General features: G+C 46.7%; 10 protein-coding genes. 4 read left to right on the forward strand and 6 right to left on the reverse strand.

Going from position 1 to position 13,088, the window contains the following annotated elements:
• The first annotated feature begins 108 nt into the window (after window positions 1–108).
• Entirely contained in the window at window positions 109–747 is a 639-nt protein-coding gene (locus tag GC130_RS21030; RefSeq protein ID WP_152000330.1) for a DUF4136 domain-containing protein, read from the forward strand.
• A 112-nt stretch (window positions 748–859) separates the two neighbouring features.
• Window positions 860–1,567: a head GIN domain-containing protein gene (locus GC130_RS21035; RefSeq protein ID WP_152000331.1), complete on the forward strand. Its 708-nt coding sequence runs from the start codon at window positions 860–862 to the stop codon at window positions 1,565–1,567.
• A gap of 106 nt (window positions 1,568–1,673) precedes the next feature.
• On the opposite strand, the gene GC130_RS21040 is transcribed toward GC130_RS21035, so the two are convergent.
• The 4 genes from GC130_RS21040 to GC130_RS21055 form a co-directional block, all read right to left on the reverse strand.
• On the reverse strand, window positions 1,674–2,228 hold the full coding sequence (locus GC130_RS21040; RefSeq protein WP_152000332.1) for a DUF2911 domain-containing protein: 555 nt from the start codon (window positions 2,226–2,228) through the stop codon (window positions 1,674–1,676).
• 79 nt (window positions 2,229–2,307) lie between these two features.
• Window positions 2,308–3,495, reverse strand: coding sequence for a serine hydrolase (locus GC130_RS21045; protein ID WP_152000333.1), 1,188 nt, complete (start codon window positions 3,493–3,495; stop codon window positions 2,308–2,310).
• Window positions 3,479–4,018: an HD domain-containing protein gene (locus GC130_RS21050; protein ID WP_152000334.1), complete on the reverse strand. Its 540-nt coding sequence runs from the start codon at window positions 4,016–4,018 to the stop codon at window positions 3,479–3,481. Before GC130_RS21050 ends, GC130_RS21045 begins: the two co-directional genes overlap by 17 nt.
• Before the next feature lie 89 nt (window positions 4,019–4,107).
• On the reverse strand, window positions 4,108–9,303 hold the full coding sequence (locus GC130_RS21055; RefSeq protein WP_193217938.1) for a PKD domain-containing protein: 5,196 nt from the start codon (window positions 9,301–9,303) through the stop codon (window positions 4,108–4,110).
• A 324-nt stretch (window positions 9,304–9,627) separates the two neighbouring features.
• Here GC130_RS21055 and GC130_RS21060 point away from each other — a divergent pair, with 324 nt between their 5' ends.
• Window positions 9,628–10,689, forward strand: a complete 1,062-nt coding sequence (locus GC130_RS21060; protein ID WP_152000336.1) for a type IX secretion system membrane protein PorP/SprF — start codon at window positions 9,628–9,630, stop codon at window positions 10,687–10,689.
• A gap of 358 nt (window positions 10,690–11,047) precedes the next feature.
• The gene (locus tag GC130_RS21065; RefSeq protein WP_152000337.1) at window positions 11,048–12,283 is read left to right on the forward strand and encodes a M48 family metallopeptidase; all 1,236 of its coding nucleotides are present in this window, start codon (window positions 11,048–11,050) and stop codon (window positions 12,281–12,283) included.
• A 108-nt stretch (window positions 12,284–12,391) separates the two neighbouring features.
• Here the strand turns inward: GC130_RS21065 and GC130_RS21070 are convergent, their stop codons facing one another.
• Window positions 12,392–12,772, reverse strand: a complete 381-nt coding sequence (locus GC130_RS21070; protein ID WP_152000338.1) for a type II toxin-antitoxin system VapC family toxin — start codon at window positions 12,770–12,772, stop codon at window positions 12,392–12,394.
• Window positions 12,754–12,969, reverse strand: a complete 216-nt coding sequence (locus GC130_RS21075) for a hypothetical protein (protein WP_152000339.1) — start codon at window positions 12,967–12,969, stop codon at window positions 12,754–12,756. The genes GC130_RS21070 and GC130_RS21075 overlap by 19 nt, the downstream gene beginning before the upstream one ends.
• Between the last annotated feature and the right edge of the window lie 119 nt (window positions 12,970–13,088).

Raw genomic sequence — 13,088 nt, forward strand, 5'->3', positions numbered from 1 at the left:
TATTAACATCAAAAGTTTGCAGGTTCACGAAAGTTTGCTGAAATTCATGTAGTTACGAATATTCTGCAAGAGGATTATCTAATATCAATACAATTAATTGCGAGACGTATGAAATCAATCTTACTATTTGCGGGCACAATTATCTTGTTTTCCCTGGGCTCCTGTGTTTCTCAAAAAGACTTTATCATTGAATCGGATTATAGCTACCTGGGAAGGTTCAATAAGTACAAGACCTTCGATTTTGTGAATATCGACAAACGTGACAGTTCCAGTCACAATCCTGATTTAGAGAAGTGGATTATTAACAGAATGGAATCGCAGGGTTACAGTTACTCCAATAGAAAGCCCGATATATATGTTAACTACAAAATTTACTTCTCTGACCTGAAATACCGTGGCTACAATCAGGAGGATCTAAATGCCTATCTCAACAAGGAAGTATCGCTTGCCTCCAATGACGAATTTGAGGATGAGGTCTACCTGAGCGACTCAGAACTTACAGAGCTTGAAAATGCTGAAGCAGCTTCAAGAAGGAAGGAATATGACTCGAGATACTACACCATGGACTCAGGCACTCTGTTGATCATCCTTGTCGACAGAAGAAAGCACAGTGCAGTGTGGCAGGGATATGCCTCAGGAGTGTTTGCTCTTGGTGCCGACAACCTTGATCGCCAACTACGCAGAGCTGCGGGCGTTATTTTCGACAAATACAAAGTAGTGGCCGATGGCTACCTTATCAACGACTAAGCATTTCTGTAACACCGGTTCTGGAGTGAGCGTCTAAGAAAAAAGATGTGATTGCTTGTGCAACCTTTGCAATTAAATCACATCTTTGGTTTAAGGACAAACTCATTATACCATGAACAGACTAAGCAAATTTTTGCCGCTACTTGTTTTGACATTAGTGGTTCAGCAGGCTGTCGCTCAACGGGTGCGGGAGGAAAGAAAGGTTTCTTCCTACGATGCCGTAAGCGTAAGCACAGGAATTGACGTTTATATTCGTCAGGGCAACCGCCAGGAAGTTACCGTGGAGGTAGACGAAGATGACCTCGACGATTTGATGACGGAGGTAAGAGGTGGAGAGCTCAAAATCTATTTTGAAAACAATAACAGCTTCTGGAGTTGGAAAGATCGTGACGCCACGGTTTATGTAACCGTTACTAATGTCAAGTCCATCAAAAGCTCTAGTGGTTCGGATGTAACCGGGGAAACGATTATTGTTTCCGACTATTTGGAAGTAGAGTCGTCCTCAGGGGCTGATTTGAAACTTCAGGTAAGAGCCAGAACACTGAGGGCTGAGTCGAGCAGCGGGTCAGATATGGAGCTTTCAGGGGAGGCCGAGTACTTCGAAGGACGTTCTTCTTCGGGCAGTGATTTGGATGCGATGGACTTAGTGGCTAAAAATGCCAAAGTGAGAGCATCTAGCGGTTCAGATTTGGCTATTACTGTCACTGACGACATCGAAGCCGATGCCAGCAGTGGCAGCGACATTTCCTATTCTGGCAGGCCACAATATGTCAATATCGACGAGTCGTCGGGGGGAGATGTGCGTCGACGAAATTACTAGAAGAAAATACTTGACCATACAAAAAGAAGGCTTCACCTCGGTGAAGCCTTCTTTTTGTATGTAGTGGCCATATTGTTAAAACGGCTGTTTAGCGTTCTTTCTGCAGTTAAAAAGTAAAAGGCACGTCTACCGCCGTCTTGTCCCAACCAAGGCTCATAGTGGCACCATTTGTTCCACTTTTGGCAAATACAATCGAGAAGTATTCAATCGTATCGGTAACTTTTTTTGATGGAACAGTTACACGCAATACATCTTTGTCTTCTTTGTAGCTGTAGGCTCCCCAATAGTCAAGAGCTGAGCTGAAGATGATCGTCCACTCAGACTCACCTGGAATAGTGAAAAGGGAATAGGTGCCGGCTTTCAATTTTTTACCAGCCACAGTAGCGTCTTTGTAAAGTTTGATTTCAGTGTTTTCGTTGGCCCCAGTTCGCCATACCTTTCCGTACGACTCAAGTTTTCCGAAAATCTCCCGGTCATTTTTCTTGGGCCTGCTGTAAATCACCCGTACGAGCGCCTCGTCGCTTCCTTTTCTGTCGTGGGCAAAGTTGTCGGGATAATAAGCCATGTCCATTGAGCTTTTGTCGGGCCCCCTAAAATCCTGAGCCTGTGAAGAAAAGGCAACCAGAGAGATGAATGAAATCAGTAGTAATGTCTTTTTCATATTGCTGAATATTTAAGCGTTGAAGGTCTGTGGATTTTAGTTTTTGCTTTGTCGGTTGGTTTACCAACTTGACGATTCCCTATTTATAAAGAGTGAAAATGTTTCTAAAAACATAATGGCTCGCCTCTATTCTAAACTGGTCGGGGTCAAACTGGCCACTGCTGTCGTCGGTATTGGTAATGGCAATGCAAGCTGTGCCAGAGGCCGGGTGGATATAGAAAAAGGAGTAAAATGCCTTTTGAGTACCGGTGTGGCCTATTACCTGCATGCCGTTGAAGTCTTCCAGAAAAAAGGAGGAGGCAATAGACTCATCAATACCATCGACGACGCCGATGGGCAGTTGTTTCTTCCAGAGTTCTTTTAACGTCGACCTTTTAAGCACTTCGAACCCATCGTTATACCCGGTAAGGAAGCCCAGGTATTTCAGCATATCGCTGATGGGAGCATTGAGCCCACCATTGCTGGTGGTGATGCCTGTGTCGAAATCGAGCCCGTTGGCTGCTGGCTGGCCGTTTACAAGGGTGTAGTTGTTGGCCCGGTATTTCAGCAAATGGTATGGTGTAACATCAAAGTAGCTACTGTGCATGCCTAGAGGTTTCAGCACGTTCTTGTCGATGTACACCTCATAGTCATCACCACTGATGATCTCGATGATTCTGCCAAGAAAAATAAGAGCAGGGTTCGAGTAGCTGTACTTGCTTCCGGGCTCGAATAAAATTTCAGTGTAAGGAAGCATGGCCACTATCTGGCTCCATTCGGTTGGTTCAAAAGGGTGCCAGTCTTTGTTTCCTCCCCACGGCCAGGTGGGGTCACGAAAACCTGTGGAGTGGCTCAATACCATTTGAATAGTAATATCGTCCATGCTGCCGAAGGGATTGTGTACCATCCGGAGCTCGGGCAGGTATTTGGTTAGCGGATCACTCAGTTTGAGGAGCCCCCTATCCCTCAACTGCATGATACCGATAGTGGTGAATGTTTTGGTAATGGAAGCCCAGTGGAAAATAGTGTTTGCATCCACGTTTCGGTTGCTTTCCAGGTCAGCTTTGCCAACATAGCTATCGCCAATAACCTTTCCTTTTTCAACGAAAACCAAAGCACCACCTACCACACGATTGTTCTCCAGAGAGCTCCTGAAATAATCGTCAGCGGCTTTCCATGCTTTTTCAAAACCTTTCGGAGTTTGCCCAATGGCAGAGCCCGAGATTAGGAAAACACACAGCAGAGCGAGTGTTACGTGGCTAAAGACTGAATCAAACTTTAAGCTCATCCCGGTTCTGTTTGAGTACTTCGATAATGAAGGCGATATGCTCTTCTGGCGTCACGCCAAATAATTCCATGCCTTTGTTTACTTCGTCTCTGTCGACGGTGGCAGCGAAGCTTTTCTGTTTCAGTTTTTTCATCACCGACTTCACCTCCAGCGACTCGATACCATCGGGTCGCACCTGGCAGCAGGCCACGATAAATCCTGTGATTTCGTCGCAGGCTATCAGCCCTTTGTCCAGCAGCGTATCGTATGGAACTCCCCAGTGGGTATAATGCGCTGAAATAGCATGAGCGATTTTTCCCAACCCCTTTTCATTTAGAAGCGACACAATGCGGCTGGGGTGCTCCGTGGGCCAGGCTTCATAGTCAGCGTCGTGAAGTAAACCCGCTAGCGCCCATTCATCGGGGTCTTCTCCCAGTTTGGCGGCGTAGGCTTCCATGACCAGCTCCACAGTGCGGGCATGCCTGCGGAGGCCGTCTCCCTTTGTCATTTCAAATAGCAGTGCTCTGGCTTCTTCTCTTGTCATAGTGGGTAAAGAAAAAGCACCTTTGGGTGCTTTTAAAAAGCTTATAAGAACGATCAACTATGTTAATCAATCTGGCCGATAATTAGAAGTTATTTTACAAGAGTGACACCTCCCCGTTGCTCGAAGGTTTCGTTGGTAGCATCAAGATTGCTTTTGTACCTCATCACATAGGCATAGGTGCCAACCGGCAAAGGTGAGCCGTTGAAATAGCCGTTCCATCTGAAGTCAATGCTGTCACTTTGATAAACCAGCACGCCCCATCGGTTGTAGATGAAAATAGTGAAATCAGTTACGTACGGATTTGGAAACACATAGAAGGCCTCGTTTTGCGGCAGCCCCCGGCCGTCTGGCGAAAAGGCATTTGGAGCAAAAATCCTTGGCCGACAATCGTCCGTTACCACCACCCGGGCAGTTCGGCAGATGCTGCCATTGGAGAAGGTGACTTCGTAAGTGCCGGGCTCAGATGCTGCGTAAGTTGGCTGCACGGAAATAATATCCAGGCTTGGAAGCTTCCTCCACTCATAGGTATTGAAAATGCCGGGATCAAGCACCACTGTACCATTGGCTGGGTCTTCTGAGCAGAATGTCAACGTGGCGGGCAGTGATATTTCAGAATCGAAGATAGGCACCACGCTGACGTTGAGTTCTGCTGATGCTTCGCAGCTGTTGTCTATTCCTCTTACGGTCACCTGGTAAAGCCCGCCAAGTCCTGTGCTGATAGAAGCGGTAGTTTCCGGCAAAATAGTCCCATCAGGACCAGTCCACTCAAAAGTTACCTGGGCTGGGATATTCGACTGTGCTGTCAATATCACCTGTGTCTCATTGTCGCAATCGGGCTCCTGAATGAGGGTGACTTCCAGCACGTTTTCCACCTGCACTGTAGTGTCTACGGTGACAAAGCAGCCGGAGTTGCGGTTACGTATGGTTACCGCATATGAGCCTGACTGGTTAACAACAGTGGTTTCAGTAGAAGCCCCATTGCTCCAGCCAAAGATGTAGTCAGTAGGATCCTCTCCACTTGTGAGAGCGGCGGTCAGCGTCAGCTCGCCATCGCAAGGATCTCCTGAAACGGCTATACTGCCCTCAGGGTCTTCGCTAAGGAAGAATTGGATTTGTTCAGTTTGAGGACAAAGACCAGTGCCGGAACTTGTGACGGTATAGACGCCACTAGTAGTGATCGTGGCAGTGGCTGTTGTTTCGGGCAGGATGGTGACTCCATCAGGTGCTAGCCAAGTGAAGGTCAATCCATTTGCAACAGGCCTTACTTCAATAGTTCCTGTCAGACCACAATCGGTTTGAATGGGGTCGAAGTTGAACTCTGCGGCAGGTGCTTGTTCGATTAAAATATTTTCCTCTGTTTGTATGCATCCATCGGCCGCCGTTATTTCCAGTGTATAGGTTCCTAGAGGGATGTTGCTGGTCACAGCTGATGTGCCTGCCGTGATTGTGCCAGTTGTTGCTTCCAGGCCTGTGGCGGAGTCAATTACACGATAAGTATAATCTCCGGAAATACTGGTTGTCATAGTGATATTTCCGTCATCGCAGCCTGGCGTAACAAGGCTAGGCTCGACAATGGTAAATGATGGGTTATTGCTATTAATCCCAACTGCACCACGAGTAGTTGTGCAACCATTGACTGTATTGCTCACAGTTACTCTGTATGACCCAGCTGGAAGATTTGGAATGCTGTCAGTAAAAGGGCCTGTCAGTGGAACGTTATTGAATATGTTTGTGCCATTATTGCTGGTAATGCTATAGGTGTAGCTACCTGTGCCGGCAACTTCAATTTTTAAAGCGCCGTCGGCCACTGCGCAGCCAGACGCATCGAAAGGTGTCACTGTTTGGTTCGGGGCCTCTAAAATGGTGTAAGTAATGGTATTTGTCGTTTGACAGCCATTCACATCAAAAATACTCACTGCATATTCGAAGTCACCAGCAACTGACGTGTCGATGTCTTGAAAACGGGTTGTATTGCCAGTACCCGCACCGTTGATGGCCCAGGTGTAAGTGGCTCCCGGGTTTTCGGCATCCAACGGATCCAGCTCTTCGCCTGCACAAATGATCTGGTCAGGGCCAAAGTCTACAATCGGTCGCTGGTCGCCCACCAGGGTAGTCAGCGTATCGGAACGGCAGCCAGCAGCATTGGTGATAAATATAGTGATGGTGCTGGGTTGAAGCACGGTAATCTCTCTGGTAGTCTCGCCGGTTGACCAGGTGTAAGTAAGGCCAGGGTCGTCCTGTGGCCAGGCTGTGAGTACTACGCCATTGTCGTCGCAAATGGCTACAGCGCTAGGCACGATGGGCTGCTCCGGTGTAGGGTTAATTACTACTGTTTGAACCAGCGTTGTATCCAGGCCGCAGCGATTGGTGATATTCAATGTGACATTGAATGTTCCTACTTGCTGGTATACGTGAGTTGTGTCCGGGCCAAGGGCTTGGGCACCATCACCAAAGTTCCAGGCGAATTCGTCAATGTCGGAGGTGCCGGTAGCAGTAAACCGGGTGGGTTGGCCCACGCAGCCGCCATCCACAGCAATGGACGGATCCTGTGGTGGATTGAGGATGTTTTGAGCAAAGTTGGGAAGGCCCAGCCTGGAAATTCTTCCATCAAGATCAAAGCCCTGGTCATTATAACCTGCCTGCACTTCATCACCGTTAGAATTGGCAATGGTGCCGAGATTGCCACTATTGTCTTTTGCCATGTAAATAACCTGATCCGGGCCAATTTGAAGCGAGCCATACCCAGTTCCTGACGCAAGCTGGAATTTACTTTGCTCGATAAACTGGACGACAGAATCGTCGGAATAAGTAACGCTGGCGTTCAGAAGACTGTCCAGGTTGTACTGGAATAGTTTGGAGTTAGCTCCAGTGGTAGTAACATACACTCTTGCACCGCCAGATGAGAATTCAAGACCATAAGCTTCGCTCGGCGCCGGTTCTTGCAGGTCGATAAGCAGTGGGGAGGTAAATGTTCCGTTGGCAGCATCAAAATTGACCAGCTCAAGGAAGTTTTCAGCGCCTGGAATTACCGAGCCAATCAGTGATCCGGTGGGCGATACTTTCATGGTACCTCTGCCGTTAAGTTCTTCAGCGAAGGAGAGTGTTTTTCCGACGGAGGTAACCCTCGCATTGCCGATGCCTGTAGTGGTGATAGGGTAGGCCCTGTAGTTGTTGTTGCCATACTCATGCCCAAAAAGCCAGGTAGTTCCTCCCCCAACGCCGGTTGCTGCCAGTTTTTCCGAGCTATTGGTAAACAGTGGCCTGTCCTTAATAATCACAGCTCCTCGGGCCAGATCCTGTTTCATGTCGACGACGGAAAAACGCATGTTATAGGAACGATCACCGTACACCTGATCGGTGGTAATTATATAGAACAGCGTCTCGTTATCGGGGATCGGCAGTATGATGGAAGACTGAGCCGACGTGCTATCTCCACCGATCAGCATGCCATTGAGCATAATTTCGTGATCTTTGTTCCAGACCGTTCGTCCGTTGGTGTAGAAGAGAAGCTCGCCGTTCCGATCCGAAATAGAAGCACAACCCTCTGGCGAACTCATCAGGTTTTCGTCAGTCAGTGCTACTGGAGGGGCCTCATTGAAGTCGATACCCGCCTGCTCACCAAAATACCAGATATTGGCTTTTTGCTCGTCGTTGCCATATACGGTTACCTCGAAAGACGCAAAGGCAGGGCAACCAGTGGTAAGATCAGTTACCTGTGCCCAATAAGTGCCCGCAGAATCAATCTCAATGAGCTGGGTTGTTTCTCCTGTCGACCATAGGAACGAATAATTTCCCTGCTGTCCACTCGGTAGTGCATTCCTTTGCAGTTGTTCACCTGGGCAAATCGTGGTGTCGGTGAGGTGGGTTAGCTCAAGTTGATTATCAATAATGTTCAACACCTGGGTCGTAGACTGGTTTTGCCCGTTCAGGAAAGCTGTTAAGGTAACGGTGTAAGGCCCCGGGTTCTGATAAGTATAAATGGGCGCATATTCCTGCGACCCACCACCATCTCCATAGTCCCAGGTAACGAACTGGGGAGTGGGCTCCACGCTTGGAGAAAACATGGTAGGTGTGTTCTGGCAAAAGCCGAAGATATTGAAGCTCATATTGAACACAATGGGTGCCGATGTGCTGGTGGCCGGGAACTGTCTTCCCAGGGCGTCGCCAAAATCAGGCATCTGGGCCTGGTAGGCTGTAGAGTCGGGCAGGCTGTCGGGTTGGTTGACCCTGCCGATGGAAAATGGCCCGCTATTGGCGGCCTGGTACAAATGGTAAATTCGCTGATCCGGCCCCTTTTTTAACCCGAAGCTTCGGAAGTAGCCTCCGGCGATGCTGTTGGACGCCTGGAGGGAATCGAAATCAAACTGATGCAGCTGACCGGTGAGTGCATTGTTGCCTCCATGTCTTGAGTAGTAAAGCTTGGTGCCGTCATTTGACCATTCTACGTCATAAATAGACTGCCCCGAACCATCGTTTACGCCAGTGTTGAGGATCTGGCGTTCAAAAGTTAAGGTGCCCAGATTCGAGTCGAAACGAAGGAGTTGAATGTTTCTATTGCCTGTTTTAGGAGCTACAGCTATGATGATTGAATCCGGTGCGAAGGTGTGTACGCCAAAAGCTGCGGCCTCAGCGGTAGGATTTGACGCATTGAAAAAATTGAAGGTGTTGGTTGTACCAAAACCAGCAGCGGAGACTTCGTACACTACATAGTCGCCTGTCGTTCTGTTTTGAGACAGTAGCCAAAACCTTTGCCTGTTGGGCCCAGGAATGATGACCATAGCTTCAGCTGGTGTGGTAAGACCGGTAGCCTGATTCAATTGGCTCATATCGCCGAGGGTGGGTGCTGCTGCCGTGGCATTTCCTGTTAGGTTTTTATCGGCCACGGAAAACCGAATTTCGTTTGCTCCACCACTACCAGGGTTGGTGAAAATATAGAACTGGCTGGTTGTGCCAGGCACAGGGCAGGCTACTGCGGCTTGATTAAGCGATGGGTCGCCGCCCAATCCTGCGCCACCTGGAGTGACTCTGTTCGAGCCGTCGTAGACATTGGCACCGTCGGTATAGAACCATAAATCGCCTGTTATTGGATCCGAAATCGTCACGCCGCCACCAAGCCCAAATGGAGTGGCCTGGTCGTCGATAACGATAGGCTGAAAGTCACCTTTGTCGAAATCAAGAGCCTGAGAGGTGCCTCCAAAGCGCCAGTGCAGGTCCGTAAAATCCTGTGCCAGCGTAATAAAATTCACCTGAAGTAAAATAAAGCAACTTAAAACTAATTTTCTCACACACCTATCGTTAATCATGTTGTTTTAGTTTTGCTAAGTAAAGTTAGAATGATCCATTGATTAATGGACGATTATTCCAGGTTAAACTGCAAGTTTGCAGCTGAAAAGTAGAACGTTGGATAGGTGAGTTAGTATATGATAGTTGTCTGTAATGTGAAATTGTCATTCCATTTTAAGGTGTAATCATTGACCAGGCCGAAACGGCAACCTAATTTTTACCAAATATATCGAATGCAGATTGAGATGATTAGTCATGTCTTATATCGTGTCTATTTCATAAATGATTTTAAATTTAATATTTTGCGGGAGATGTTAAACAGGAACATGGGTATTTTAAAGTCAATCAATTGGGCTATAGTCATACCCATTTGGTTTGTAGTCATCTCTTTATTTCCAAACAACGGACAGGCTCAAGACCCTCAGTTCTCGCAGTATTATGCTGCCCCGCTGTACCTCAACCCTGGATTGGCGGGCATTAACCAAAGAGGCAGGGCCGGCATTAACTACCGTAATCAGTGGCCCAGTATTAGTGCTGGTTTTGAGACTTATTCAGCCTTTTTCGATTACAATTTAGAGGACTACAACAGTAGCATTGGCGCAATAGTCACTGCCGACAAAGAAGGGATTGAAGGGCTTAGGTCAACTTCGGTAGCACTTCAGTATGCCTATCAGGTGCGACTAAACTACAAGTGGACTTTTCGTCCGGCCATACAAGGATCATTTACTTCGAGGGATCTAAATTTCGATAATTTGACTTTCGGAGATCAGTTCGACGAAAACGGTTTGGTGCGGCCAGTAACGATGGAAAGTTTTCCCGCCAGTGCCAGCAACAGATACTTCGATCTGGGCCTTGGGGGTATTATCTTCGATGACCGGGTTTGGTTGGGTGCGTCGCTGTTCAATATCACCCGACCAGATCAGAGCTATCAAAACGATGGAGGAAGCATCCTGCAACGCAGATTTTCAGTGCATGGGGGGTATAAATTTGATTTGCCCATTGGGCCATTTAAGCGAGGAAAAACAGATGCGGGGCAAGAGAGAAGTATTTCGCCCACATTCAACTACAAGAAGCAAGGGTTATATGACCAGCTGGATTTGGGAGCTTACCTAACGATTGAACCACTCATTACGGGCTTGTGGTATCGTGGCATTCCAATCAAACAGTTCAATGGCTTTCCCAACAATGAAGCGCTGATCGCTATGGTGGGCCTGATGCACAATAACTTCACCTTTGGATACAGTTTCGATTACACGCTCTCCAGGTTAGGGATTGGCAGTGGTGGTGCGCATGAAATCAGCATTATCTATTCGTTTAGCTGGAATGATCCCCGCAAGCCACCCCGAAGTGTAAGGGAGCTTAGCTGCCCGATACCATTTATTTTCTAAATGGGATTTGATCTCTTACATTCGGACTGAAAAACGCAAACACTTAGCGGGCGAAAGCCGGTTTATTCCAAATTATGAGTTCGGGGTTTTAGCCGTTGACGTTTTTGCTAACTAACGTGAGTTCGATATAAAAATGTAACAAAACATCACCGAGGGGCGTCATTGCGGAAATTTTGTTCAGATATTTTTCTCATCTGAAGAAAATTATCCGTTCCACGTCGGGGCAGTCTCCGCCACAAGACATTTGAGATTCCGGATAAATATTGGCCCATTTTGATTTTAGGACAATATTTTCCGGAATGACGGCATTTTTATATCGAACTCACGTTAACTATTTGTTCTTATACAAGCTGTTACCATGGAAAAACAGACAATATTATGGATTCTTCTGGGGATCATTGTGCTTGATTTTGTAGTAGAAGAAGTACTTTCTTACCTCAATAGAAAAAGCAGCTACAGGCCTTTGCCAAGTCAGTTTAAGGATATTTACGACGAAGAAAAATACCAGAAATCGCTGGCCTATCAGAGAGACAAAGAAAAGTTTTCGTCGATCACGACCGTCATTTCGTTTGTTGCTACGCTCGCCTTATTACTAACAGGTGGGTTCGGCATGATTGACGGATGGTTGCGGGCTTACACAGGCAATGAGGTCACGCTGGCGCTTTCTTTTTTTGCTGTGCTTTACTTTGCTTCCGACCTGTTGACCTTACCCTTTCAGCTGTATAACGTTTTTGTCATCGAGGAGAAATACGGTTTTAATAAAACCACCCCGAGGATCTTCGTGCTCGATAAGTTAAAAGGATACTTGCTCACCATTATATTTGGTGGCTTGCTCGTAGGGATACTCATCGTTCTTATCCTCTTTTTAGGGAAGGATTTCTGGATATATTTCTGGGGGGTAATGGTAGTATTCATGCTTTTGGCAAACCTTTTCTACACATCAGTTATTGTGCCTCTGTTCAATAAGCTTACGCCGCTGGCCGATGGAACCCTTCGGGAGGCCATTACCAAATACAGCCAGGGTGTCAATTTTCCATTGACCAATATTTTCGTGATTGATGGTTCGAAAAGATCGTCTAAGGCTAATGCCTATTTTTCGGGCCTTGGCAAAAAGAAGAAAATTGTGTTGTTCGATACCCTGTTGGAAAAGCATACCGAGGAGGAGTTGGTGGCTGTGCTGGCACATGAGGTGGGACATTATAAGAAGAAGCACATCATCGGCTCTTTGGTGCTTGGGGTGTTGCAAACTGGTGTCATGCTTTATCTTTTGTCTCTGCTGATTTTTAATTCGCAGGTCAGCTTTGCCATGGGTGGGGACATCACTGCTATCCACTTGAATTTGCTGGCTTTCGGTATTTTGTACAGCCCGGTATCCAGAATCCTTGGCATTCTTATGAACGTGCTAAGCAGGAAGAATGAGTTTGAAGCAGACGCTTATGCGGCAGAAACTTATGAAGCTCAGCCTTTGGCTACTGCACTAAAAAAGCTGTCGGTTGACAGCTTGAGCAACTTGTTTCCACACCCCTGGTATGTGTTTGTGCATTATTCACACCCACCCATGCTGAAGCGGCTGGAGCGGCTGGAAAGCCGATGATGAGGTTTTTTGTTGACCTTTCGAAAACAATGAAGGAAGGATCATTTAGCAACTTGCCTCAACTGGAGGGCATGATGGGATACGGGTTAAATAGATAGGGTTTTAGTCTTAAGCCAAAGTCCAGGGGTTTAACAAAGATAGCCCTTCTATTTTACCGAAATCGTCCTCATTTCTCGTGATTAGGGTCAGGCCAAGTAGGATACAAGTTGATGCGATAATTGCATCAGGTAGCTTTATTTTCGCCCTTTTCCTAATCGAAATAGTCAGGTCTACTATTTCTTCGTTTAGTCCGACAACTTGAGAAGAGTCGGTAAATTCGATAATCTCAATTGGTACTACTGAAAAGCCCAGAAGTTCAATTTTGTTGATAACCGAGATGTATGGTTGACTATCAATAACTTCACCAACAAAGGCCTTGGGAGCGCCTGTTAGCCGATTGCCTGTGAAGTCAATTATTACATTAGTATCTATTAAATACTTCTTTTCCACTCGCTCCTGATTTGTTCTAGCTCTTTATCAATATCGCTAGCTTCTTTGCTGGAAATAGCTCCTGCGAGTCTTTCTGAAAGCTTTTTACCCTTTACTGTTTTCGGCTCTCTCACAATTCTCACAAGGCTAAGTGCTTCAAGATCCTCAATTAATTTGAGAGCTTTGCTATTCTTCAATTCGATTGTAATTGTTTCCATTTTCTTGTTTTTTGAATGAAGCTGTGCAACTCAAGGTATATTATTGCAAAATACGCCTGTTTTCCGGTAATTCCGACTGGTCGCAGCCTAATGCAAAGAAAATAGTTGAATGATCAACC

Source organism: Imperialibacter sp. EC-SDR9, assembly GCF_902498805.1.
Taxonomy (GTDB): domain Bacteria; phylum Bacteroidota; class Bacteroidia; order Cytophagales; family Cyclobacteriaceae; genus Imperialibacter.